19 protein-coding genes are annotated in these 25,202 nt (G+C 39.5%); 2 read left to right on the forward strand and 17 right to left on the reverse strand.

The features are described from left to right. Nucleotides 1-9: 9 nt before the first annotated feature. The 14 genes from HMPREF9009_RS23970 to HMPREF9009_RS24035 all read right to left on the reverse strand — a co-directional run bounded on the left by HMPREF9009_RS23970 (nucleotide 10) and on the right by HMPREF9009_RS24035 (nucleotide 22,538). The gene (locus tag HMPREF9009_RS23970; RefSeq protein ID WP_049703617.1) at nucleotides 10-2,262 is read right to left on the reverse strand and encodes a glycoside hydrolase family 3 C-terminal domain-containing protein; all 2,253 of its coding nucleotides are present in this window, start codon (nucleotides 2,260-2,262) and stop codon (nucleotides 10-12) included. A 199-nt stretch (nucleotides 2,263-2,461) separates the two neighbouring features. Continuing rightward, the gene (locus tag HMPREF9009_RS23975; RefSeq protein WP_053095332.1) at nucleotides 2,462-4,102 is read right to left on the reverse strand and encodes a polysaccharide deacetylase family protein; all 1,641 of its coding nucleotides are present in this window, start codon (nucleotides 4,100-4,102) and stop codon (nucleotides 2,462-2,464) included. Nucleotides 4,103-4,171: 69 nt separating this feature from the next. Then, nucleotides 4,172-6,055 (reverse strand): beta-L-arabinofuranosidase domain-containing protein, encoded by a 1,884-nt coding sequence (locus HMPREF9009_RS23980; protein ID WP_053095333.1) that lies wholly within the window; start codon nucleotides 6,053-6,055, stop codon nucleotides 4,172-4,174. 128 nt (nucleotides 6,056-6,183) lie between these two features. Continuing rightward, complete coding sequence (locus HMPREF9009_RS23985) at nucleotides 6,184-8,964, reverse strand: alpha-L-rhamnosidase (RefSeq protein WP_049703591.1); 2,781 nt, start codon at nucleotides 8,962-8,964, stop codon at nucleotides 6,184-6,186. A 139-nt stretch (nucleotides 8,965-9,103) separates the two neighbouring features. Then, nucleotides 9,104-10,534: a glycosyl hydrolase family 28 protein gene (locus tag HMPREF9009_RS23990; RefSeq protein WP_049703592.1), complete on the reverse strand. Its 1,431-nt coding sequence runs from the start codon at nucleotides 10,532-10,534 to the stop codon at nucleotides 9,104-9,106. A 100-nt stretch (nucleotides 10,535-10,634) separates the two neighbouring features. Further along, nucleotides 10,635-12,479 carry a RagB/SusD family nutrient uptake outer membrane protein gene (locus tag HMPREF9009_RS23995; protein WP_049703593.1) on the reverse strand — a complete coding sequence of 615 codons (1,845 nt, stop codon included), beginning with the start codon at nucleotides 12,477-12,479 and terminating at the stop codon, nucleotides 10,635-10,637. Between the two features lie 20 nt (nucleotides 12,480-12,499). Next, complete coding sequence (locus HMPREF9009_RS24000) at nucleotides 12,500-15,730, reverse strand: TonB-dependent receptor (protein ID WP_232313751.1); 3,231 nt, start codon at nucleotides 15,728-15,730, stop codon at nucleotides 12,500-12,502. A 273-nt stretch (nucleotides 15,731-16,003) separates the two neighbouring features. Further along, nucleotides 16,004-17,512 carry a hypothetical protein gene (locus HMPREF9009_RS24005; RefSeq protein WP_049703594.1) on the reverse strand — a complete coding sequence of 503 codons (1,509 nt, stop codon included), beginning with the start codon at nucleotides 17,510-17,512 and terminating at the stop codon, nucleotides 16,004-16,006. A gap of 149 nt (nucleotides 17,513-17,661) precedes the next feature. Continuing rightward, entirely contained in the window at nucleotides 17,662-18,747 is a 1,086-nt protein-coding gene (locus tag HMPREF9009_RS24010) for a FecR family protein (protein ID WP_049703595.1), read from the reverse strand. Nucleotides 18,748-18,843: 96 nt separating this feature from the next. Continuing rightward, the gene (locus HMPREF9009_RS24015) at nucleotides 18,844-19,416 is read right to left on the reverse strand and encodes an RNA polymerase sigma factor (RefSeq protein WP_049703621.1); all 573 of its coding nucleotides are present in this window, start codon (nucleotides 19,414-19,416) and stop codon (nucleotides 18,844-18,846) included. Between the two features lie 233 nt (nucleotides 19,417-19,649). Continuing rightward, on the reverse strand, nucleotides 19,650-20,954 hold the full coding sequence (locus HMPREF9009_RS24020) for a zinc-dependent metalloproteinase lipoprotein (RefSeq protein ID WP_049703596.1): 1,305 nt from the start codon (nucleotides 20,952-20,954) through the stop codon (nucleotides 19,650-19,652). Nucleotides 20,955-21,021: 67 nt separating this feature from the next. Continuing rightward, nucleotides 21,022-21,780: a biotin--[acetyl-CoA-carboxylase] ligase gene (locus HMPREF9009_RS24025; protein WP_049703597.1), complete on the reverse strand. Its 759-nt coding sequence runs from the start codon at nucleotides 21,778-21,780 to the stop codon at nucleotides 21,022-21,024. Then, nucleotides 21,764-22,120: an MmcQ/YjbR family DNA-binding protein gene (locus HMPREF9009_RS24030; protein ID WP_049703598.1), complete on the reverse strand. Its 357-nt coding sequence runs from the start codon at nucleotides 22,118-22,120 to the stop codon at nucleotides 21,764-21,766. The genes HMPREF9009_RS24025 and HMPREF9009_RS24030 overlap by 17 nt, the downstream gene beginning before the upstream one ends. A gap of 52 nt (nucleotides 22,121-22,172) precedes the next feature. Beyond that, entirely contained in the window at nucleotides 22,173-22,538 is a 366-nt protein-coding gene (locus tag HMPREF9009_RS24035; protein WP_022140345.1) for a YraN family protein, read from the reverse strand. A gap of 67 nt (nucleotides 22,539-22,605) precedes the next feature. Here HMPREF9009_RS24035 and HMPREF9009_RS24040 point away from each other — a divergent pair, with 67 nt between their 5' ends. Together HMPREF9009_RS24040 and HMPREF9009_RS24045 are read left to right on the forward strand one after the other, a co-directional pair. Then, complete coding sequence (locus HMPREF9009_RS24040) at nucleotides 22,606-22,839, forward strand: hypothetical protein (RefSeq protein WP_022140344.1); 234 nt, start codon at nucleotides 22,606-22,608, stop codon at nucleotides 22,837-22,839. Between the two features lie 30 nt (nucleotides 22,840-22,869). After that, nucleotides 22,870-23,307 (forward strand): nucleoside deaminase, encoded by a 438-nt coding sequence (locus tag HMPREF9009_RS24045; protein WP_049703599.1) that lies wholly within the window; start codon nucleotides 22,870-22,872, stop codon nucleotides 23,305-23,307. Between the two features lie 14 nt (nucleotides 23,308-23,321). Here the strand turns inward: HMPREF9009_RS24045 and HMPREF9009_RS24050 are convergent, their stop codons facing one another. The 3 genes from HMPREF9009_RS24050 to HMPREF9009_RS24060 form a co-directional block, all read right to left on the reverse strand. Further along, nucleotides 23,322-23,612: a DUF4834 family protein gene (locus tag HMPREF9009_RS24050; RefSeq protein ID WP_004316302.1), complete on the reverse strand. Its 291-nt coding sequence runs from the start codon at nucleotides 23,610-23,612 to the stop codon at nucleotides 23,322-23,324. A 67-nt stretch (nucleotides 23,613-23,679) separates the two neighbouring features. Further along, nucleotides 23,680-24,387 (reverse strand): CDP-diacylglycerol--serine O-phosphatidyltransferase, encoded by a 708-nt coding sequence (pssA, locus tag HMPREF9009_RS24055; protein ID WP_049703600.1) that lies wholly within the window; start codon nucleotides 24,385-24,387, stop codon nucleotides 23,680-23,682. Nucleotides 24,388-24,397: 10 nt separating this feature from the next. Next, nucleotides 24,398-25,084: a phosphatidylserine decarboxylase family protein gene (locus HMPREF9009_RS24060; RefSeq protein ID WP_049703601.1), complete on the reverse strand. Its 687-nt coding sequence runs from the start codon at nucleotides 25,082-25,084 to the stop codon at nucleotides 24,398-24,400. Nucleotides 25,085-25,202 lie beyond the last annotated feature (118 nt).

Genomic DNA, 25,202 nt, shown 5'->3' on the forward strand with positions numbered 1-25,202 from the left:
AATAATGTTTTATTTTAACTCAAATACTATTGTTCCCTTGATATTCCGGGAGGAACTCCCAATCATCGCTTCAAACTTACCGGGTTCGGCTACCCATTCATGTCTTGCATCATCAAAGAAACTCAATGCTTTTTTATCAATCGTCAGTGTTACCGATTTCTCTTCTCCCGGAGCCAATTTAACTTTTTGGAAAGCTTTCAGCTCCTTCAACGGACGCGGTAGGGAAGATTTTTTATCGCTGATATAAAGCTGAACAATTTCCTGACCTTCATAGGTTCCTGTATTTTTTATGTTGACGGTAAACGAAATCGTATCATCGGCGGTCATTGTTTTCTTGTCCGCAGCAGGTTTGCTATAAGTAAAAGTGGTGTAGCTTAATCCGTGTCCAAACGGAAACAATGGCTTGATTTTTTCTTTATCCGCCCAACGGTAACCTACAAAGATGCCTTCATGGTAAGTTTCGTTTATTGTGTCCCCTTGATGCTTAGTTACCAATTCTTCTTTATTGCCTGGATATTCGCCTAATTTATGAGCACCTACATCATCCAATTTTACGGGAAAAGTAAAAGGTAACTTACCGGAAGGATTAATATCTCCGATTAATACAGAAGCGAGGGCCGTTCCGGCTTCCGAACCCAAGAACCAGCCTTGAACAATGGCGGGAATTTCGTTCACCCAAGGCATAGCTACAGCATTACCGGAAATATTGACAAAAATCAAATTCTTATTAATCTTAGCCAATTCACGGATTACTCTGTCTTGTGTATATGGCAATCCCAAAGAAATACGGTCTGAACCTTCACAATCTTGTCCCTCACTCTTATTTAGCCCACCGAAGAAAATAACATAATCCGCATTTTCGGCCGCTTGCAGAGCCTCAGTGAGAAGTTCGTCTTCCGAACGGTCGTCTTTCAAGTCCTGCCCGGTTTTCACACCGTTATATTCACCTGTCGGGTCGCCTACGTAACCACGGGCATACACTACTTCCGCTTTTGTACCTACACGATTCTTCAATCCATCCAACGGAGAAATTTCGTACTTCACTTTCAAGGAAGAACTACCACCGCCCACTGTCATCATCTTGATTGCATTCTCACCGATAACGGCTATTCTTTTCGCTTTGTTCAAGTCGATAGGCAACACGTTATTGTTGTTCTGCAAAAGAACGATTCCTTCTTCAGCTATCTTACGACCGGCTTGTCCATGTTCAGGAGAACCTAAAGAGCCGAACGGCTTATGCGGATTCATCGAAGTACGGAAAATCAGACGAAGGATGTTGCTGACTTTCTCGTCCAACTCTTTTGTTCCGACTTTACCCTCTTTAATCAGTTTCAGGTAAGGGAAAGCCAGGTAATAATTATCATAAGCATTATGGGTTCCGTCAGACAATCCGTTTGTCCACGAACCGAATTCCAAGTCCAGTCCGTTGTAGATGGCTTGTTCGGTATTATGCACACCACCCCAGTCGGACACTACCACACCGTCGAAGCCCCATTCGTCACGGAGAATGTCTTTGAGCAGACGTTTGTTGTGGCAAGCGTGCTGCCCCTGATAAAGATTATAAGAACCCATAATTGACCAGGCTTCACCTTCTTGAATGGCAGCCTTGAAAGCAGGCAGGTATATCTCATAAAGGGGACGGTCGTTTAGGTACATATTCGTAGTGTTCCGATTGGTTTCCTGATTATTCAACGCGTAGTGTTTCACGCAAGCGGCTACACCATTTTCCTGCACTCCTTTGATATAAGGAACTACCATCGTGGCGGACAGATACGGGTCTTCACCCATATATTCAAAATTACGTCCGTTCAGAGGGGTACGATAGATGTTCACACCGGGGCCTAATAAGATATCTTTTTTTCGGTAACGCGCCTCTTCACCGATACTTTTTCCGTAGAGATGAGACATTTCCGGATTCCATGTGGCAGCAAGGCAAGTCAATGCGGGGTAAGCGATGCAGGAATCGTTTGTCCATCCTGCCTGGTCCCATTCATCCCACAATACTTCCGGACGGATACCGTGAGGACCATCGGTAGCCCATACTTCGGGGATTCCAAGCCGAGGTACGCCTGCCGAACTGAATTTTGATTGTGCATGAATCATCTTCACCTTTTCTTCAAGGGTCATCCGGCTCAATGCGTCTTTTACTCGCTCTTCGATAGGTCTATTCGTATCCAGATACGTTGGCGTCTGTGCAAAGACAGGCAACGCAGCCTGCAAACAGAAAAATAATAGTTCCGCTAAGATTGTCAGTTGTTTCATACGTATAAAAAGATTAGTCAGTATTAATATGGAATTATAAGAGTTACAGCTCATATAAAAACAGATAATAATCGTTTGATGTGATAAAGAACTACCTATAAGCAAAGACTAATATTTCGATAATCAGTCCTTACCTATAGGTAGATCATCAAACACCAATTGAAATTTAAGCAAAATGTCTTAACAAGTTTGCTGCTTTTTATTTGAAATCACGGGATGAACAATCTATAATCAGACGATTGTTCTCCGGATTTAATGATACTGTATTTCCACTTTGTTTCACATTACCTTTCAGACAGACAATGCCGTATGAAATACCTTTCAGTTCACCAGTCAATGAATTGTTTCCTTTCACTTTCAGTGGCAGTGTCTTTCCCGTGGCAACTTCGAGTTTCAACTTCCAAGGGTTGGATGTTTTACCTTCTATTTTAATCTCTCTTTCGGACAGGGTGATTGTATAGGCAGATTGGTCGGTAGCTACACAACGCAGTTGCATCTTGCTGTCATTCACTGTCTTCACTTCTACATTCTTTATGATCACTTCCTTTTCTGCTCCGTTCTTTATGGTGTAAAAACGGATAGCAGCATACTCTTTGGGGGTGCTCCATAAGAAACCGTCAACAATCGGACAAGTGGTGAACACACACTGGTTAGAAGTTCCACGTCGTTTTAAATAATCCGATTCTATACGTTCATCAAATAAGTGGATATCCCTAAAACGAATGGAATAATCATTCCATAACAGATTTGTACGGTAGAAACGACTGTTGAACCATACAGTCCGATTACCATTGTCTTGCGCGTCAGTGAGTGCTGTGACCGAGGTAGGAGGAGTGACAGGATATTTCTTTTTAAACCAACGTCCCGCTTCTTCCAATGTCTTAATCTGTATATCTCCGGCTTGTGCCAATGAATCGAGAAGAGGGAATTGAACTCCCAATCCTTTCTTTATACCTGCCCAAGTAAAAGAATTTTCCTGACCGACTTGTGTATAGTTGAAACCGATACAGGGATCTTCAAAAATAGATTTAAAGAAATAGCGCACCCATTTTTCATTCCTGCCTGCCTCCCAAACAGGTTCCAACGTAATAACTCCCTGTGCAGATTCTCCCAAACTGGTATCATATTGATAAATAGGATCACTACCTAACATGCGGAATACCGGAACGGGAATTTGTCCTTCTTTCGTCTGTGCAGGCATATACCCGTTGAGGCGACTGGGATAGTAGGCCTGATTCCAATAGCCGCCCCACAATGTATAGCCATCTGTTCCATACTGATCCCTACATGTACATGATGACACAATGCCATATTTTTCATACATGTATCTCAATGTATGGGCATCGATAAACCATGAACCGACCGAAGCAGGATATTTTCCAAAAATCTCTTTAAATTTTTCCATGTACACATCTACGAGTTTTTCTCTCTCTTCCGGAGTATATCCTACGGCAAAACCGACATCTGCATGCCAGTCCCATGGATAACGTCCTCTCCATTTCAATCCGACTGCTTCTACATGCGGTTGAGTGATTTCCCACCAACCACCAACTTCTGTTCCTCTTTTCATCTCTTCCTTCAAAAGTGACTGATAACGAGGATTGATCAATGCATCGTATTGCAGTAAGAAAGTTCCTCTCATATTGTACTTCTTTAACAGTTTCACCTGTTCGCATACCGTTTCATACAATACATCTTCTGTGATGTTATTGTCTCTGGGTTCCAATTGACGTATAAAGTTGATGATGTTTACAATGCGAGGAGGATGATTATTTTTGGCAGTACCATTGGTTACCGCCAGAAATAATAGAATCGTGATTGAAAAAAATAATTTCATCATTGCGTTTCAAGATTATTGTTTAAAACATTATTCATAAAATACATTCCTGCCAATGTCATATTAGCCTATTTAATACTGACGATAAGCTTCCGACATCTGATTAAGTGTTTTAGGAATCCACACTCTATAGCGTCCGGCTGGGTCCCAATCATTCCCGGCAGAAGCAAAATCACAGAATTTAATCTGTTTGACAACTTTATTTTCTATATTCTCCAAATCCGTACCAAGTATCATTGGCACCTCCATTGTAACCCATGCAAAGGAATCTTTTCGAGTTTCTTGTGGCACAGCCGATACCTCTCCCTTTTCATTCTGTTGAATAATGGCACATTCATCTACATATCCATCCATAAACCGACTGTCACGGGCGAACACCAATGGTCCATAGGTTACAGCTTGATGCCGATCATACTCCTCCACTTTCGCTTTTAATCTGAAATTAATGGACACTTTATCTCCTTTTTTCCACTTTCTTTGCAAGTAAAGATACCCGCCTTTGCGTACACTTGTCTGTGATTCTCCATTAATGGCAATCTGATAATTATCATCCACCCATAATGGAATGCGGAATGCTAATGTAAACTCTGTTTCTTTACGTGGATTTATTGACAATTCAACATGTCCATCAACAGGATATTGAGTTTTCATATCAAGTTTTATTTCATTTTTATTCATGAAAAATTCCGCCTCTGAATCCAAATAAAGATTTACGTACACCTTGTCATTCTTCATCATATATGCCGTTTGGGGAATTAAGGCAAACGCACGCGGACCATTAGCATTACAACAATTGATTTGCATGCCACATTGTTTTTCGCCTTCACATCTACGTCCTTCTAACGGACTATATTTAGATATTTGCGTACCATCATTTTTCATGGACGACATCAATGCATTATACATGGTGCGTTCAAATTCGTCAGCGTACAATGAATTGGTCGTTTCCTGCAATAGCCGTGCACACAATTGCATCCAGGTAAATGTCACACAAGTCTCCATGGTATGGTAAGTAGGTATTGTTTGTTTTTTCTTTCCTTCATACCAACATTCAAAAGTTGCTCCCGAACCGACTATATTGATTTCATCAGCGATGATGTTTGCAACAGTCTTCTCGGTTGCCTGCAAATACAACGGATCGTTAGATATTCTGCCTAATTCAACCATTCCCTCATAGCACGACATCATTTCATAAGCTTTCTGTCCATTTTCATAACTCCACCATGATTTAGGGAAAGTAAAACGATGGACGGGGATATTCTTTAGCGCTTTGGTAATTAATTGCGAATGGCCTTCTTTTTCAATACTGTTTATAATTCCTTTTGCGAAGTGCAAATAACGTGGTTCCTTTGTTGCTTCATACAAATAAACAACCGGCTCCAATATGGAACAACTTGGCATTCCGTAATAAAATCCGGTTTCTGCTATGTCGAGTTGTTTTTCTTCCAGTTCTTTTATCAGAAGATCTATTAAGCGCTGTACCGCAATCAATGCATTGTCGTCTTTGGTCAATCTGTAGTAAGACAATAATGCCAAAGATGTGTATTTCCGTCCCCAGATATCCCAACAAGTCAGTCGACTTTCCGGTTTATAATTGCCAATATAACCATCGGCGTGTTGTGTTTCCATAAACTGATTGGCTGCATTCACAATCTTCTGATAAAGCTCCTCATCCCGTGTGTATTCGTATGATGCAATAGCTCCTAACATCCATTTTCCTAAGAATTCTGATTGCCAACCGTTTCCTTCCGTTAGATGCCGAAAGGGCTCTACCAGTTCATCCGCATTCTGTGCTTTCACTCTTTGGTCAATACACATCTGGATGCGGTCTCCAATATAGCCGTTAATACTGATTCTTCCCCCTTCGTTATTTGTACCACTGAAGAGTTTTTTAGTCTGCCCGTTAGCAACAATAGCGGTAAGAGCAAAAAATAAAATATAAATAATTTTTTTCATTTTCTTTCATGTTATAAGTTCTCTCCAATCCCCATAAAAGGGTGTGGAGCTAAAGTGATTTTATTGTGCCATATTCCTTAATGGTAATATGGAAATGACATGTATTTTCTGATTTAAAAAGTTATGTTTTATCCTTTTACTGAAAACAGATAGTCTCCGGAACCAACTTTGATTTTTATTCTATTTTGTTCGACTCCTAAAAAAACAATATCCTCAACCGAACTCAGGCAAATTCCATAATCCATAACATTTTCAATTTTTGCAGTAGGCAAGACTATTACCGCTTCACTATTTGCCGGAATAGAAACTTTCAATTCAAAACCTTCTTGCTTTTTCTTCCATTCACTACATATTCGGCCGTAGGGAGACTCATAAGAAGCCGATGCTGTAGTTATATCTCCAACGACATGAGGATCAATTAGTATTGTTTTATATGCCAATGATTGTTCTGTCTGACGTATCCCTCCTATGCCACCATATAACCACTCCATCAAATGTCCTAACATAAAATGATTGTTGGATACAAAACCGAATGCTTGCCATGATTCGGTAAGTGCTGTTGCTCCATGTGCCAACTGCCAACCATATCCAGGCACATTGTATTTACAATTCATCTTATAAATCAACTCTGACAAACCGTTTGTTTCTAAAGCTTGCAATACATATCTATATCCGATATCACCCGCAGTTAACGAATAATTCCGTTTTTCTATATCGCAAATCAGATTGTTAATGATTGATTGTTTATATGTTTCATCTGCTAATCCCATAAATAGTACTATCGAATTTGCAGTCTGACTATTACGGTCATAAGTTTTAGTGGAAGAATTGAAAAACCTGCGGTTGAATGATTCTTTAATTTCAACTGCCAATCTTCCATACTTTTCCACGTCGTCCGGTTGAGCCAGCAAACGTGCGATTTTTTGCATAATAGTAGCGTTATAGTAATAAGTTGCAGTTGCGGTTAAACCATTTGAAGTCAGCTGGGAATTTCCAGGAACATCCGGACCTATGTCAAACCAATCCCCCAATCCATATGCTATGATATTGTCGTTTGCGCGGGAAGCTAAGTAATCCATGTATCTTTTCATCATAGGATAATAGCTTGTCAGTGCCCTGTCATCGCCATACCATAAATATGCGTACCAGGAAGATATTATAAAAGCACTTCCCCATTCCGGTGTATCTTCAAAGCCTTCTTTAAATCTTACATATTCGGGCGCAATGGATGGAATCACTCCTTGCTCAGTCTGTGACAGATACATATCCCTTATAATCTTATTGTACATCCTCGACATGTTATAGCGATACTGCAACGAATACTGCATTAGGTAAGTCTGTTCTACCCATCCTAATTTTTCTCTGTGAGGACAATCTGTCAATACACTGGCCATATTGCTACGCATAGCCCAGTCAATGAGGTCGTGTATCTTATTAAACAGGGGATTGGAACAAAAGAAAGTTCCGGATTGAGGAGCAGACAAACTTGTATGTAACCCTGTAAGTTCAATTATCTCAGGAAGATTTTTCGGATTTTTTTCTCCTGCCGGAACAGCCCCCTTTACTTCCACATAGCGAAATCCATAATAGGTAAACTGCGGTTGCCAGGTTTCGATAGTATCGTCTCCTCGAAGCTTATAATGATAACAAAACGGATACCCGGAAGCTGACTGATTGGCAGTGTTGTTCTTGTTTAGCAATTCGGCCGGAACAAGGCAAAGACTCTGATCCCTTTTTCCTGAAACGCGGAGACGAACTATTCCGGAGAAGTTCTGTCCCAAATCATACACCCAGTTGCCTTTACTGTTTTTATAACATCTGACTATAGGTATTTCTTTTTTTATCTTTAACGGCTCTATTTGCTGAGAAACCATTTTAGGATGGTAATCCACTTCAAGAGCATCTTTCCAATTTTTATCATCAAAACCGACATTCATCCATCCGACTTCTTGTTTGGTAGCATCATAATCTTCACCGCCATATATGCTGGAGAATGTAATAGGGCTTTCGGTCACTTTCCAAGAGTTATTCGAAACGATTTCCTGCGATGTACCGTTATCATATAGTACTTTCAGTATTAATTTCAGTTTGGGAGCACCGTATGAAACTAATAATTTGAAATAACGTTCTTGTGGTACATTGTAGAAACCATTTCCAAGCATAACTCCAAGAACATTATCTTGTTTATTCAGCAGTTCTGTTACATCAAATGAAACATAGAAGACCTCCTTGTCATACAAAGTCCATCCTGCATCTAAAAAATGGTCGCCCACTTTAGAGCCATTTATAAACAAATCAAAATGTCCTACTCCTGAAATATAAATAAAAGCTTTTTGTATACCTTCCTTTATTTGAAACTCCTTTCGGAATTGGGGCATTTTATACATACCTGTTTTAGAAGTTGGCAAAGCATCTTTATCTTGATAATGAATACCCTTTATTTTTGCTCTGTCTGCTTCCATTGCTATCCAACGGGAAGTACCCCAATCGCTTTCATTCAGTAGTCCTGTTGTAAAAGTATGCATTTGACTCCATGCAGACTCTTCTCCTTTATCATTCCAGACTTTTACTTTCCAATAATAGGTTGTAGAAGATAGTAATTTTTTCCCTTTAAACTGATTGAAAATCGAATTGTCTGAGAATACTTTACCACTATTCCATATATTGCAATCGTCGTTTTCCAATTTGGCAGGAGAGTCTGCGATACAGATATGATAAGCACTTTGTTTAAAATTTCGTTCTTGCGCATGTATCTTCCAACTGAAGTACGGCTCGTTGGTTTCTACTCCAATAGGATTTTCTGCCTGTTCTGTCATGAGTCCATATACTGAAAATGAGGGAGCTGCCGACATACTTGCAGTAATAAACCAAACGAATATAAAAACTATTTTCTGTATTTTCTTTTTCATTTTATTGCAATCGATATATCGGTAAATCTCTTTTTCGCAGTTACAATATCATTATCGTCTACCCTATCACGATAGATAGGGCAGACAATGGATTTACAGGTATACAAGTTCTTCAATTCATATCTCAAAAAATTGCTTGTTACTCAACTGTGACGTTAGTAACATAGTTGTTTTTGTGTATGAGATTTGATGTTCCGGTTATTTTCGTACCATTGACATAATAATCTTTAATATATATATTGGATACCTTGTGCTCTTCATCATATCCAGACAAGTCGACTCCGGTGCAGCCGGAACCTATGTGACGAATATTTTGAAAACTTACGTTATCTATACTTCCCCGGATATTATCTTGAGACCATTGGGTGCCGGTAATTCCTAAACAAAATGATTTTCCCCACCAGCCTGTATCCACAGGTTCGTCTTTTAACATGGCATTTTCTTTTATCGCTTCTTCAATGGAGATATTTTTAAAATGAACATTTTCAATGTGCCCCCTATCACCATTCTGCATGTCCAATGCAACCATTGTAAAGTGAGGAATATAACAATTCGAAATATTGACATTGCGAATAACATCCACTACAGTTTCGGCTCCAAATTCAATAATTTTTCCCCAGTCATTCCAAAGCACACAATTATCCACTGTTATATTTTCGATAACTTTTTGCTTATCATAACAAGCCTTCTGTCCTTTAATTGCAATACAGTCATCAAACGCTCTGACAAAAGAATTCTTAATTGTTACATCGCTACTGTTGACAATATCTATCCCATCAGCATTATATCGCCAAAAGCCTACCAACTTGACATTGTCGAAAGTGATTCCATTACAATAATAGGGAACCACCGCCCAATGAGCCGGATCTTTCACAACAATACCTTCAATATGAGCATTCGATACTCCCTTCAAAGAAATGGAATGTCCCGAATTCATGTGGCTTGAGTCGAGAATACCTTTTCCCACAATTTTTATATTAGACGTGTTCTCACTTTCAATAGCTCCGTAGACTATTGCTCCTTCGTCAATATATACCATTTCATTACTTCTCATTGTAATAAGGCCGGCTTCATGGGTACCGGGACCAAAATAACGTGCATCAGCACTTCTTTCGACTGTCAATTTTTTCGGATTGGCAAACAGATGCAAGGCTTCATGGTAGTCGCCAAATTCGACGACGAACTGGCAAGGACCTGATAATGTAAATTCAATAGTATTTTCTTTCACTACGGGAACAATGCCAAACTCTGTAGGACGTATTGTACATTCTTTCACATTTTTCGGTGAAGTAATTTTCACCACGGCATTCTTTTTATAATCGAAATAGGCAAAATGGGCGATTTCCGTTTGAGAAACAGGTCGTTGAAACCCTTCCCATACCATATTCTGAGGATATTTAGAAACCCGTGCCTGATGAACCGTTACCGGGGTTCCATCCACTTCTATCTTCCATTCTCCTGAAGGCTTATCAATCGCCTCATCATTTGTTTTACTATGACAACTTGTAAAATTAAAACTGCAACTTACAATAAGTATATACTTAAAAAAAAGATTTATTGTTCTCAACATGATTATTAAAAAATTATTGTTTTTAACGTGATTATTAAAGATCTATTGGGATACCGGAAACTGTATTCCTGAGCTTCCGGTACTCTATTCATTCTTTCAATTATTTATATCCCGGATTTTCCACTAAATTAGGATTGTTACCTGTACGTCCTAACGTGATTGGGAAATAATATTGATGTTCGGAGAATTTAGGTCTATTATCTCCATCTATATTATACAACACTTCCAGTTTATATTTAGGCGGATTCGTACCATAAACCTGTATATAACGCAATCCGGAATTGCCTTTCGACAGTACATCTGTAGCTATCCTCCAACGTCTCACATCCCAATAGCGATGTCCTTCGAAAGCCAGCTCTACTTTTCGTTCATGACGTATTTTCTCGCGGTCGATGGTTTCCAATTCTTTGATACCGGCACGTCTTCTCAGTTCATTAATAGCACCCAGTGCGTCTGATTCATTCAGTTCAAAAGCTGCTTCAGCCAGGTTCAGCAATATCTCTCCATATCTGAAAACGATATAATCGGTACTTGAGAAACCGGGAGGGCCTTGAAGGGTATTGCTACTTTCATCCAAATATTTCATTACACCAAAACCCGTTCCGAAACTGTTATCTACAGTTTGTGTACCTAGTGCTGACACACCCTCGTGTGATCCTGAGGTCAAAATCTGTCCATTCGGCAAAAGCAATCCATTATGGTAATCGACTTTAGCTCCTTTCCAGTCGGTATTTTGCGTATAAATGGTGGCAAAAAAACGTGGGTCTTTATTTCCCCAAAGTTCTTCCGTAGTCCACGTTTCATTCATGATTTGTTGTTTGTTCAACGTACCGGGCGTTCCGTCTATGTATTCGAATTCCTCTGCCATTTCAAGGTAAGGGGCGTCTTTGTTCCCTGCATTCCATGCGTGTGGTTTCGGGCATTGGGCAAAATCATACCCCCAACAGTTTCCACCACTATACTGGCCGGTATCTATAGATGTCGGCGAGCTATTATGCTTTTTGGCAAAAATCACCTCATTGTTGTCTTTTACAAGAAATATATTCTTGAAATTTACGACCTTATCAACATCCGAATTGTATAAAGAGAATTTCTTTTTTATCTCTTTTGAAGCATTGTATGACTGGCGATAATAGCCCTCTGCTTCCGATGCCGGTATTCCCAATAACCCGTCCAATTGTACTGTACCGAATTGCGCAATACTTCCGGCATATAAAGCCGCGCGGCTTATCAGTGCCAATGCCACATATTTAGTGGGGCGTCCTGATTTTGAATCCGCCACATCGGGCAAATGACCCTTTTCAACGACGTCTGTCATTTCAGAGAGTATGAAATCATATACCGCCTTCTCTGAAGTACGTTTAGCATACAATTCTTCTTCCGGGTCATCCAGCTTCTGAGGGATTGTAATCAATGGAACCGCACCATATCGTTTGACCATTGCAAAATAATTGAATGCTCTCAAAAAACGTGCTTCCGCCATCCGCTGATCTTTTAAATTTTCATCAATCGGGGATGAAGGTAACCGTTGCAGGAATTCATTCAATTTACGGATAATGACATAAGCGTGATCCCACCATTCTAACAGACCGCCTCCTATACTCAATCCGCCGGCTTTATAAATGGCCGCATCACCTGTGTTATATCCCCAGTTTACCTTGGCTTCATCGGCTATTTCATTAATCCAGTGCATTCCCATTCCGGCTTCGCTTTGCCAAAAGCTATCAAAGTGTTCGGAAAAATAGGTAGGCGTTTCATTGACGAATACGGAAGTCTGATAATAGCATTCCGAAAGATAACTTTCTATCAATACGGGATCACTCCAGACTGTTTTGTCTGAAATTATATCCAGCGGTTCCTTGTCGAGCACATCCAAACAAGATGTCATTGTTGTGAGTGTTGCTGCAAACAACCCTAACAGTAGATTTCTTTTATATTTTTTCATTGCATTCTACTTTTATTGTTCTAAAATGAAACATTTAATCCAAGACTGATGGTACGTTGTTGCGGATAATAGCAACCGACGTTCGGTGCTTCGGGGTCAATTCCATATTTGCCAAGTTTGTTGAATGTCAACAGGTTTGTTCCCGACAAATAGACTCTTACGTTACTTAACTTGCACTTTTCTATAAGATATTTTGGTAAATTATATCCTAAAGATGCTACCTTCAAACGAAGATAACCCGCCTTCTTGTAAAGGAAATCAGAGGCCCAATTATTACTTGCAGCTCCTCCTAAACGGTAGAACAAAGCATTAGGATTGTTTTCAGCCGAAGTCCATCTTTCCTCATAGAGTAAAGTGGAAAACATATCGCTTGTTACATGCTGGTTATAACCGAAAGCTCCTTGGAAAAGTGCACTCAAATCAAATCCTTTATAGGCTAATGCTATATTGATTCCATACATCCAATGCGGAGTCTTCCCTTTTCCTATTTCAGTCTGGTCTTTCCAGTTGATAATGTTATCACCATTCAAGTCTTTATACTTCACATCTCCCGGTCGGAGGGTAGCATTACCGCCCAAATCTTGATAATGTGGTGCTTCCATGATTTCTTCCTGGCTGGTAAATAGTCCTTCGGAGATATATCCATAATCGCAATCTGTCCATTTTCCGCTCTTCAAGTAAATTCTTGCTTGATCGGGGTCGGTTATATTTGCTTCTTCGACATATTTCCATTTCGCACGCGACCAAGAAATGTTTCCGCTTATATCATAAACGAGATCATTCCACCGTCCGGAGGTTCCTAATTTTATCTCAAACCCTCTATCGGTTAGGCTATTCAAATTCTCTGGCGGCAGAGCAGCACCGAAGGTGGACGGTAAAGAGCCGAGCCGATTGGCAGGAATACCCGTACGTTCTCGATAGAACACATCCATTTCTCCATATAAGTTCCGGTTAAAGAATGAAAAATCAATACCGACATTGCTTATTTCCACTTTTTCCCATGTCAAGTTAGGATTGGCAAGCCCTGTGGGAGTAATACCTTGCACCGCGTCATTACCAAATAAATAGGAATGCCCGTAATTATAACCTGACAAATATTGGAAATTTCCTACACCGTCATTTCCCGACTGACCATAGCTAAGACGCAACTTCAGATTATCGATAAACTTGATATCAGACATGAATTTTTCTTTGGAAACCACCCAACCTAAAGAGACGCTGGGAAAATATCCCCATCGTTTCTCGGGAGGGAATTTGGCAGAAGCATCAGCGCGAAGAATAGCCTCCAGCAAGTACTTATTCATATAACTGTAATTGATTCTTCCGACAACGCTCATTCTCCCCATTTCCGAAGCATATCCGTTATTGGTCATACCTTCTGCGCTACCGGCAAACATTTGGTCAATAGCTGTACTCATGAAGTTTTTTCTTCCTGCAAGTAAGGTATTGCTTGAATAATCAATGCATTCCAGCAAAGCCATTGCCGACACATGATGGTCTTTGAAATAATTATCGTAATTGAAAGAATATTGCTGGGTAAACGTGGCATCCCGCAACACCGATTGGTTTAAAGAAGCTTTGCTGCCACCGAATGTTCCTGCCAATGTATACGTATCACTGGTAGGATCGTATGTGTAAAGAGTCACCGGTTTGGAAAATGTCTTGCTAAATACACCAAGCTTTCTGTAACTTTCAAATAACTTGAACGATAACCCTTTCACAAATTTGAACTTGTATTCCAATGAAGCAGAAGCACGCAAATCCTCATTTCTGGTGTCTGAGTATCCGGTCAGATCTCTATTTGAGCTGACATGCAAACCTCCTGTACCTGCTCCATTCGCATAAGATATTTTGCTCGGATCGGGCAGAGTGGCGGGATAATAAGGTAATGTATTCCAATAATCCTGCCAGATGTTAGACGTCCCCGGAGACATGTCGCGTGTTGGGAAATTACGATCTTCCTGACTGTATCCGATGTTTACTTGCAGGGTCAGATTATCCAATATTTTAGCATCGATATTGGATTGGTAATTGAATCGCTCATATTTACCCCCATTTTTCTTAATCATCGTCTGTTGATTCAGATAGCCGACGAACCCGTAATATTTAATCTTGTCACTACCACCACGAATAGATACATTATGCTGCTGTTCGGGTGCCCAATCTCTCATTATCACTTTATACCAGTCAGTATTGGGAAAGAGAGGGTCTGTACCTTCATAATATTTCCGTACGGCTTCTTCCGTAAAAGGAGCGTCAGCTTCAGGCTTTCCGGACTGAAGGTGTTTTTCTCTTTCCATTTCAGCTCTTTGTCCGGCATTGGCAGGCTTCAACATGTTCGTTGCGCCCTGCCAGGTAAACGTACTGTTGACCGTGATTGTCGGCTTCTGATTGATACCCCTCTTTGTGGTAACCAATATTACACCATTACCGGCCCTGGCACCATAAATTGAGGCTGCTCCATCTTTTAGTATAGATACGGACTCTATCTGATTGGTATCAATATTATCAAGAGATGCTTCAACGCCGTCGACAATGACCAACGCATTGCCAAATCCACGAATGTTTAATGCAGCAGAATTAGCACCAGGCTGACCGCTGGATTGGGTAGCAATCAATCCGGGTAATCGTCCTGCCAATGAGTTGGAAACCGTAGCTATAGGAGCTATTGTCAAGTCTTCCGACTTTACGCTGGATATAGAACCGGTCAGAGTACCTTTCTTTTGGGTTCCGTAGCCCACCACCACCACTTCATTCAGCAATGCATTGTCCGATTGCATTTTAACATTCAATACTTGTTGATTGCCTGCTTGTAAGAGTTGTTTTTTATATCCGATGTATGAAAACTGTAATTTTGTATCGTTATATACCTCTATTGAAAAACTTCCATCTATTCCTGTAACGATTCCTCTATTTTCTCCTTGGGCCATAATACTGACTCCTACCAAAGGTTCGTTGGTGTCTTCGTCTAATACCCATCCTGTCAATGTACGTTTTTTCCGTTTCTTGTTATCCTTCGAGGATTGTTGTGTTTCCTCTTTTTTGAGAGAAATCTGCCTGTCTTTTATCTCATACCGTACATCTGTACCTTCAAATAATTGGTTCAAGATGACAGTGATAGGTTTATCCTTTACAGACAAACTGACATTACGTTTCGTATCAATCGCTTTATTATAGTAGAAAAAAATGAATTCGCTATTCTTTTCTATATAATCAAGCACTTCTTTAACTGTTTTATTCTGTATTTCCACTGTTAGTGTTTTCTCCTGAGCATATCTATCCGCATTTACTGCGTAAGAATGCAAAGAAAGAAAACAAAAACTAAAAAGAAATAATATGCGAGTAACTCTCGTTCCCGCAGAAAATATACTACCAGTATTTTTCATATATTAGCAACGAATTTTATAAAATTAAATAATTAAATGTTGTTTAATTTTTTGGCTGAATGATAATTGCAGTATCATTCAGCCTTTTCTTAAGGACTTTTATTTCTCATAAAATTATATATTGAAGGGATAGCAATACTATTTCTGATAGGATCCCGGGATCAAATTACCTTCAGCAGGAAAGGCTTTAATGCTTTCCAACCAGCCCAAGAACTCTTTGCCTAAACTCTGTTCTATCTTGGCGGGACGAGAATCCGGATCAAACTCATTGATGGCACTCTTCACGGCACTCAAAGTTGTTGGAGTAAAGCCAAGGGCGGCAATATTTTCATCCCATTCACTAATCTCTTTCTCTCCGTTATAATTGAATCCCAATTTGTGTCCATTAGAGTCCCATTCCGTACAGCCGTATAGGTCGGTATTTGAAGGAATGAACCCGCTGTTATTTGGAGCAATACCTCCAAACAGGTTATAGCCTTTGGAAGTCAGGCGACATTTATCAGGATCGCTTACATTTACAAGAGGATAGTCAACGACACCACCAGTAATAATGATATTGTTCATCAAGCATGATTGTTGGGAAGGAGTCGATTCGCAACGCAAGAGAATTCCCGGACGCCCCTCTATCATCGTATTGTTGACAAGCAGCATTGCAGCGGCTCCATTTATAGAACCTTCACTACCCCAATTGGCGATTAAGAACGTATTGTTCATACACAAATTTCCGGCAGACATTTGAATAGCATAACCATATTCTCTGCCTGTATTAAAATTGATGCGGCTACCGTTGATGAAAAGAACCACATCATTGTTTTTTGAACGGATAGTTCCCAGCGAACCACCATCACCAGTGGCATTCTCTTTCACCAATACATCATTCAACTTGACGATACCGTGATCAATGAAAATGGCAGAACCTCCCGCACCCTCTGTTTCAATTCTGTTATTCCGGCACTTTTTGATGCTACAATGGTTCAATTGCAAAGTTGCCTCCGCGTGTGCTACATAAAAACCGCTACCGTAGCTATTGTCTGAATTGTTAGCATGAAAACCTTGAGAAAAGGTAAAGCCATCGAATGTAACGTCTGTATAAGCGCCTAATGTGAACAATGAATAATCGCCCTCATCAGCTTCACCATTTCCATTCACATCTCCTGTAAAGATGGTCGGATTGGCTATGTCGCGCTTGTCCAAGTCTGTTCCGGTACTTGCCGGATCGTATCCACCCCAGAATTTGATTACAACTTGCTTCTCAAGTCCTTTGTATGCAATCGTCACACCTTCGGGTTTGTCTCCAATAAGATAGGTACCTTGTGCGACGTGGAAAGTCATATTTTCGACATCTCCGGTTGCTTCCGCACTACTATTCAGCAGGTCGCGCAATTCTGCTGTGCCCATTGCGTTGTCCCAGTCTTCACCGGAACCCGATCCCGCTTTCTCTTGCTTGACAAAGTAGGCTTTCGACGGTACTTCCGGAATGTCGGGAACATCCGGAACATCGGGAACATCCGGAACGTTGGGCTCGTCCGGTGGAAGCACCTCTTTTGTGTCATCGTCCGAACATGCGTTTCCCATCAAAATAGCTAAAGAAAAAAAAGCAATCTTTGAAATCGCTAAAAGTCTGTTTTTAATTATGATATTTTTCATATATCAGTAATAAATTTTATAAAGTTAATAATTGAATGTTGTTTAATCTTTTGGTTGAATGATAATTGCAGTATCATCCAACCTTTTCTTAAGGACTTTTGTTTTTCATAAAATTATATATTAAAGGGTTAACTATAAATGATCCATACCTATTCTTTTCTTACAAATATTCTCCCTTCTATTTCTTCGCAATATATAGGAGCAGAAAAAGAAATAGTATGTAAAACGTCTTCCAATTTTTCTTTCAAATCCAGTTTTCCGGAAACTTGCAGCTCTGCCACGCCGGATTCCAAGACAAATTCTTTACCGTAATACAAATTTAATTTTCTAAATACCTTATCCAAAGGTTCATCTACATACATCAGCATATTCTTCACCCAACATATATATGGCTCAACATCTACATTGCGGGGAGAATGCAACCGTCCCGTTTCTATATCAACCAGTTGCCCTGGAGCAAGTATCACTTGTTCTTTCTGCTGATTCTTTATATTCACACTTCCCTCAACCAATACGACAGATGAAACGCCCTCCGACGGATATGCAGAGACATTAAAAGATGTCCCCAAGACCTGTATCTGAAAATCTTTAGTCCGGACGATGAAAGGAGCATCCTCATTACGAAACACGTCAAGGTAGACTTCTCCTTCTACATAAATCTCACGTCGATTTTTTTCAAAATGACCGGGATAAACGACGCGTGTCCCTGAATTTGCCCATAAACGTGTTCCGTCTGCCAAGGTCAATCGGGTTCTTTTTCCTTTCGGTATTATCAATTGATTGAACTCTCTTTCTTTCTCCTGTGTTTCTCGCTGAGTAATTGTATCAGAATTGACTACTACCGTTCCATTTTGCGAATAGATGATATTTGCATCTGTTTCTTTCACTTCTACTTCCTTCTTGCCTGGTATCAGTAATCGAATATCCTTGTTGGTTGCTTCTTCGGCTTGTGTATATTGGGCAAAATCAACAATTGAATCATCATCCGCATAATAAGCAATAAATTGTTTGCCTAACCAGAACATGCAGAAGAAGATAACCGCAGCCGATAAAGCCGTGGTGACATACAGGATACGGCGTCGTGAGTTCTTTCTTTTCTCTATGAATACTTGTTTTTCTACACGTCTCCACAAGTCGTCCAGTTCTTCAGGAGTGACATGTCTCTCCTGTTCTCTGGTGTGCTCGATCAATTTTCGTGCAACATGGTGGCGTATTTTAAACTTTCTTTTCTCCATTTTTCATCGTCTTTATCTTTAAAACGATGATAATGCAAATGTCTACTCACTTTTTACGAAAAAAAATAGAGTATTTATAAAAAAAGAGTAATATAGTCAGGAAAAGAATAAAATAATAAATAGTAAATACTCATCCAAAGTCATTTTTGACCGTAAATTGGTTAATGCACGAGAAACCAAATTCATGGAAGACTGGGGATTTATGTTCAAGACAGCTGCCATTTCTTTATAGGACAATCCTTTGACATAACGAAGATAGATTGCCACCCGCTGGTTCTCAGGCAGACTTTTGTAGGCGTTTATCAATTTTTTGCTTAATTGAAGTTCTTCATCATTACCTTTAAAAAGGGATTCTAAAGCAGCATCTTCTATTTTCAGTTCAAAGAAATGTTCATTCAAATCTTCCGTCAGTCTCAATGATGACAATTTATCAGATATAACATTTTTCAAAGAAGTTAAAAGATAGGAACGTACATACTCCGTCGATGATAATCGCTTACTTGTACAAAGTTTCACAAAAACATCCTGAATGCAATCCTTTACGAATTCTTCGTCTGAAGTATATTTCAGACCAAAGTTAAGTAATAATTCGTAATGTTTCTTATACAATAAAGACATCGCTTTCATATCACCCTTCAATACAAGGTTCCATAAAGCCACATCTTTCATATTTTGATATGAGGTATATTGCATCAGAAAAGCAGGAAATATTGTGTTTATAAATTAATAATTCGTTGCAAATATAATTAAATCTTCAAGAAAAAAAATAATTTTCTCTCCATCTATTACTATCAATATGCATTTTGCTATTTATCAAGTTACAAATTGATAGGGGACAGGATACTTTAACCTTCGAAAATAAAGGATACTTACGATGTACCTCTTTTAGCTTATTTCAAATACTAATATCTAAACTGTATAGGTGGCTGTTCGTCACAATTCAAAGAACGGGTATCTGCTGATGTGTATTCCTTTACCCCGGGAATAAGAGGGCTGTAAGATAATACGTGGCGGATACGTTTGCGTTGCTGGAATGTAAATTGGTCTGAATAACAAAAAGCATAGTCCATGATATTGTGAGAAATAAAGGTGTCGCCCTCACAGTTCGTTCTTGTACACAATTCATCGAATGAATACTTGTTCAAATCGTCTATGTCGTTAACCCATTCTGTATATTCAGTAATGTTGTAGGTAGGGGTGTCGGTACAATAATCGGTATCTTTACACAAATCAGTATTATCTCCATCTTCGGAAAAGGCATGATGTAATCCAAGATAGTGTCCTAGTTCATGTGCAAGAGTATTGTAAACATCAGCCGTATAGTAGGAACTATTGTCACCGTTTACATAAATATAGTTGCTATTGATAGACACACAATGGGGGTATTCTACCTCATGGCTTAAGAAATAATTTCCATTGTTTAAACCATCTAACGGATATGATGATAAACAGTAAGGTAAATGTGCAATTCCTAAAATGTTGTTTTCGCTAAATGGATACACAAAAATATTGATATATACTTTAGGGTTCCAAAGCATTTCCGCATATTTCTTAGCTTGGTTTTTATCTTTTCCATCCATAAATTGTTCGCAAGACATCGGAACTTCATCCCATTCTATTCGTTCAACTCCTGCTTCTTCCAAAGTTGTTCCGTCCGGCTTTTCTGTAGCCATGACAAATTCAAGATTCATATCTTGGCTGATGTTATATTTTGAATTTTGATATATCTTATTCTTATATGTCAAGTTACAAGCGTTAATGATTTGGGCGAGACGGCCTTTGTCTACATATTGCTTTCTATCATTGTGGTTTTTATAAAGGACGTGGAATATAACGGGTAATTTATAATGATGTTCATTGGCTGTACTTGTAGAAGGGGATTGAGTTATTTTTATAGTCTTGTTCGTTTTCTTTGCCATGATGGTGACTGTCGCATTCCTTTCCTCTGACGTATTGTTGGCATGTATAGTCAAGACGAGTTCTCCATCATTACTACCATTTTGTAAATTTGGAATACACCAATTTTGGTTACTACTTGTTCTCCAAGTAGAACTGCATGTGATGGATACTTTTATGGTAGCTCCTTCCGGACTGACATCATCAAATGTAGATTGGGAAATTTCTAAAGTTGCTGAATCAGAGTCTGAATCACTACAGCCTATTAATACCCATAATAACGGAAGCAGGAAAATTAATCTTGTTTTCATAAATGAGAGAGTTTTTTATATAAAACATTGGCTTCAAAGATAATGTTTTAATCAGTCAGTCAATTATTTATTTCAATAAATATTCCACTTCCTTAAACATATAACCTCTTTTTGTCTGGCTCTCATCTTCCAAAATCAATCTTCCTTCAGGTTCTACACATACAATCCGTGCAAGAAATTCACCGTTGGCATCTTTGTATCGATGCATCCCTTCTTTTCTGAAAAGCGATTTTTCATAGTGGGCAACAATTGATAAAGTATCATTCTTTTTAATCTGACAATAATAAGACTGTATGCGCAGCATAATATTCTTCAATACCTCAAAAATATCATATTGTTTTCCTGTGATTTGATACAATGAAACAGGGTTGGGAGCCAGGCTGTGAAACTCTTCCTGATTGATATTGATTCCGATTCCCGCAATACTTCGGCTGATATTCCGCCCCATCAAATCGTTTTCTATCAATATGCCGCATATTTTCTTCTCTTTCCAGTAAATATCGTTCGGCCATTTGATAGAAACATCATTAGTATAAGTATCCAGTTCTTCTTTGATAGCTAAAGATATAATCTGAGAAATAAGAAATTGGCGGCGTGCTTCCAGAAACTCGGGAAGAAGCACAAAGCTGAAAAGGAGATTTTTGTGCGGCTCCGATTCCCATGAATTTCCACGCTGTCCCCGTCCGGAGGTTTGGTAGTCGGCAGCTACGGTTGTAAACTCTTCTGTTTTTTCTTTGGCACAAAAGGTTTGTAAATAGCTATTGGTAGAATTTGTTTCGCTGATATGAATCAATGGAACCGGAAATAAATCAGGGGAGAGCATCATATTCTGCACGTAATTTTTTAGTAAACTTCTTGATTACTTCATCGTAAGAGTGGTCTATGAGCTCTTTCATGAGCCTGTCATCTACATCACTGTCAAAGCGGACGCTATTCCAATACTTCTTGTTGAAATGGTATGCTCCTTCGATTCCGGAATAACGTTCGCGTAGTTCAATCGCTTTTTCCGGATCACATTTCAATGCAATGTGGTTTGCTTCTTCCAGATCAATAAGGGCAAACATTTTGTTCATTACCTTTATTACAAGTGATACCTTGTCAAAAGGAAAAGATTCAGTGGTCCCTTTCTTGCTCAAGCAATATTCTCTGACTGTTTCTACGTTCATAATAACTCAATTATAAATAAATCTGTGTACTTTGCACTCCTTAGCCTGAACTTTAGAATAAAGGAGGATAAAATGCTTCCTTTATATGCTCAATCTTGAAATCTCCATCATCACCTACTACAGTGATAATATCGAAACGCACAGGGCTGTCAATCTGAAACAGTTTCAAATAGGTATCCGCAGCACGTACTGTACGTCTTATTTTGGGCAGGTCAACGGCATCTTCCGGTTCTGTAAACAGAGTGTTGCTGCGGGTTTTCACTTCAATTACGATCAACTCATTCTCTTTTGCAGCTACAATATCCAGTTCGAAATGTCCTTTTCTCCAATTCCGGTCACGGATGATATAACCATGCTGTTCAAGATAGGTTACAGCGGCATCTTCTCCGGCTTTACCCAATTCATTATGTTTAGCCATCTTTTTTTGCAAATTTACTGCTTTTATTCTTTGAATTTACAGAAGTAAAAGTAATTTTGCAGAAGATATGAGAAAAAGGAGTAAGAAGTGCCTGAAAATGCACGTCGAGTGTACCAAAAGAGAACGACGGATGAGCATTTTATTGAGCGATGAAGAGCAACTGATAGTGGATCGTTATCTTGAGAAATACAAGATATCGAATAAGTCACGTTGGCTTCGCGAAACTATTCTCATGTTTATCCATAAGAATATGGAAGAGGATTATCCGACCCTTTTTGGTGAACACGATATGAGACGATAGGGGATAGTTTATGATTAAAAATTAAGGAGAATGCTGGACGATATTTACTTCATGAAACAAGCCTTGATAGAGGCAGGTAAGGCTGCCGAGCGGGGAGAAGTTCCCGTTGGAGCTGTCGTGGTTTGTAAAGAGCGGATTATTGCGCGTGCCCATAATCTCACAGAAACATTGAATGATGTAACGGCTCATGCCGAGATGCAGGCTATTACGGCTGCTGCCAACGTGCTTGGTGGTAAGTATTTGAACGAATGTACCCTGTATGTCACCGTTGAGCCTTGCGTGATGTGCGCAGGGGCTATTGCTTGGGCACAAACAGGCAAGCTTGTGTTTGGTGCCGAAGATGAAAAACGCGGCTATCAGAAATATGCCGCTTCGGCTCTACATCCTAAAACAGTGGTTGTAAAAGGGATAATGGCTGACGAATGCGCTGCACTAATGAAAGATTTCTTTGCAGCGAAACGGAAATGAAAGCAGTGTAATGGCTATTTGATTTCCTCAAAATCTACATATTCGCCATCATCCTGGGTGAATATTTTTTTATGTCTTTTCTCCGGAACATTCTCGGAATATATTTCTTCTTCATCATCATTTGAACGGCGATTCGTTTGGTTATAGCTTTGTTGGCTTGTACGTCCTGATTCCGTCTGTTTCGGGCGGGATGAAGAAGAACTACGTCCTAATCCGAAAATCGTTCTTAGTATGAAGCCGACAATAGAAAGGCCAAATACGAAAATGGCAATGATAAAAATGAGTATGAATAAAAGTATATGCATCGGACTATGATTTTTATGTTGTTACTTTGATAAAACTCATAGTACAACAAACGTGCCAAGAGATTGTTTATTTACTTTTTCTTGTAAAAAGTGAAAGTAAAATATACCATACAATAATGGCGGCAAAACTGCTAATTCCAAGAAATAGAAGAAGAGGAATGCAGATAATCAGGAATATAAAACTGATTTTGTTGTCATTCCATGACAGGTTTTTAAATTTCAAAGAAAACATCGGTATTTCTGATACCAGTAGTCCGGAAAACAGACAGGCAAGTATAAGAAGGTAGACAGGATGGCAGTTGTCTGATATCAGGAAGTCATGTGCCCCTGCCACTAATGAGCCCCAAAACAGAGCATTGGCTGGTACTGGGAGTCCGACAAAAGAGCTGGTCTGCCGTGTGTCATTGTTGAATTTAGCCAGGCGCAAGGCCGAAAAAACAGAAATCAAGAATGCCAAATAGGGTAGATAAGGAGCGATGAACTCCATATTTGCCGGATAGTACATTTCTTTGAACAAGGAGAATACGATCAGTGAGGGAGCAACTCCGAAGCTGACATCATCTGCCAATGAATCCAGGTCTTTTCCGATAATGGAATGTGCATTGAGTGCACGAGCCAACAATCCGTCAAAGAAATCAAAAATAGAACTTAAAGCGATGAAAAGTAGAGCCAGTTCATATTTTGCTTCAAAAGCCATGACGCAAGCAATACAACCGGAGAAAAGGTTCAGGCAGGTTACGGTATTCGGAATACTATTTTTAATAACGTTTGTCATTGTGACAGAATTATTTAAGTTTGGCGATAACCGTTTGGTTACCGGTCGTTAATTGTCCCATTTTGACACAAATCTCCGTGCCAATGGGTAAATACACATCCACGCGGGAGCCGAATTTGATAAATCCCATGTGTTCGTCAATATAACATTCTTCTCCTACTTCAGCGTAGGTGACAATACGGCGTGCCACTGCTCCGGCGATTTGCCGGGTGAGTATTTCCACTCCTTCCGGAGTTTCGATCACTACCGTAGAACGTTCGTTTTCTGTGCTGGCTTTCGGCAGCCATGCTTTCATAAAATTGCCATTATGATGCGCTACCTTTTTAATAGTACCATCTACCGGATACCAGTTGGCATGTACATTCACGATGCTCATGAAAATAGATACCATTAAGCGACGGTCATGGAAATATTCGTTTTCATCCACTTCTTCGATGACGACGATTTTTCCATCAGCGGGTGCTACGACAATCTTTTCAGTGTCCTGCCCGAAGAGACGGATCGGACATCGAAAGAAATTCACCATCAGCAGATAGACTGCTATACTCGCTACTACTACCACATAAAAAGGTATTTTGCAATCGATTCCCCAATAAAGAGCTGCATTAATCAATAGCAATAGCAAAAAGCTTGCCCATAATATATGTGTTCCTTCGCGGTGAATACGTATTTTCTTCAATTTCTTTAGTCGGCCCATGAATGCTGTTTAATGATATTGTCTGCAAAAATATACTTAATTTAAAAAATCAGCAAGTAAATGGGCATAGAAATGCGAATGTTGATAACTTTTTGAGGATTATTTTTGTTTATAACCC

It is taken from the genome of Bacteroides sp. 3_1_13, assembly GCF_001185845.1.
Lineage (GTDB): Bacteria > Bacteroidota > Bacteroidia > Bacteroidales > Bacteroidaceae > Bacteroides > Bacteroides xylanisolvens.

Coding starts and splice junctions, on each gene's coding strand:
- HMPREF9009_RS23970 (WP_049703617.1), bottom strand. CDS start 2,262: ATGAAACAACTGACAATCTTAGCGGAACTATTATTTTTCTGTTTGCAG.
- HMPREF9009_RS23975 (WP_053095332.1), bottom strand. CDS start 4,102: ATGATGAAATTATTTTTTTCAATCACGATTCTATTATTTCTGGCGGTA.
- HMPREF9009_RS23980 (WP_053095333.1), bottom strand. CDS start 6,055: ATGAAAAAAATTATTTATATTTTATTTTTTGCTCTTACCGCTATTGTT.
- HMPREF9009_RS23985 (WP_049703591.1), bottom strand. CDS start 8,964: ATGAAAAAGAAAATACAGAAAATAGTTTTTATATTCGTTTGGTTTATT.
- HMPREF9009_RS23990 (WP_049703592.1), bottom strand. CDS start 10,534: ATGTTGAGAACAATAAATCTTTTTTTTAAGTATATACTTATTGTAAGT.
- HMPREF9009_RS23995 (WP_049703593.1), bottom strand. CDS start 12,479: ATGAAAAAATATAAAAGAAATCTACTGTTAGGGTTGTTTGCAGCAACA.
- HMPREF9009_RS24005 (WP_049703594.1), bottom strand. CDS start 17,512: ATGAAAAATATCATAATTAAAAACAGACTTTTAGCGATTTCAAAGATT.
- HMPREF9009_RS24010 (WP_049703595.1), bottom strand. CDS start 18,747: ATGGAGAAAAGAAAGTTTAAAATACGCCACCATGTTGCACGAAAATTG.
- HMPREF9009_RS24015 (WP_049703621.1), bottom strand. CDS start 19,416: ATGAAAGATGTGGCTTTATGGAACCTTGTATTGAAGGGTGATATGAAA.
- HMPREF9009_RS24020 (WP_049703596.1), bottom strand. CDS start 20,954: ATGAAAACAAGATTAATTTTCCTGCTTCCGTTATTATGGGTATTAATA.
- HMPREF9009_RS24025 (WP_049703597.1), bottom strand. CDS start 21,780: ATGATGCTCTCCCCTGATTTATTTCCGGTTCCATTGATTCATATCAGC.
- HMPREF9009_RS24030 (WP_049703598.1), bottom strand. CDS start 22,120: ATGAACGTAGAAACAGTCAGAGAATATTGCTTGAGCAAGAAAGGGACC.
- HMPREF9009_RS24035 (WP_022140345.1), bottom strand. CDS start 22,538: ATGGCTAAACATAATGAATTGGGTAAAGCCGGAGAAGATGCCGCTGTA.
- HMPREF9009_RS24040 (WP_022140344.1), top strand. CDS start 22,606: ATGAGAAAAAGGAGTAAGAAGTGCCTGAAAATGCACGTCGAGTGTACC.
- HMPREF9009_RS24045 (WP_049703599.1), top strand. CDS start 22,870: ATGCTGGACGATATTTACTTCATGAAACAAGCCTTGATAGAGGCAGGT.
- HMPREF9009_RS24050 (WP_004316302.1), bottom strand. CDS start 23,612: ATGCATATACTTTTATTCATACTCATTTTTATCATTGCCATTTTCGTA.
- pssA (WP_049703600.1), bottom strand. CDS start 24,387: ATGACAAACGTTATTAAAAATAGTATTCCGAATACCGTAACCTGCCTG.
- HMPREF9009_RS24060 (WP_049703601.1), bottom strand. CDS start 25,084: ATGGGCCGACTAAAGAAATTGAAGAAAATACGTATTCACCGCGAAGGA.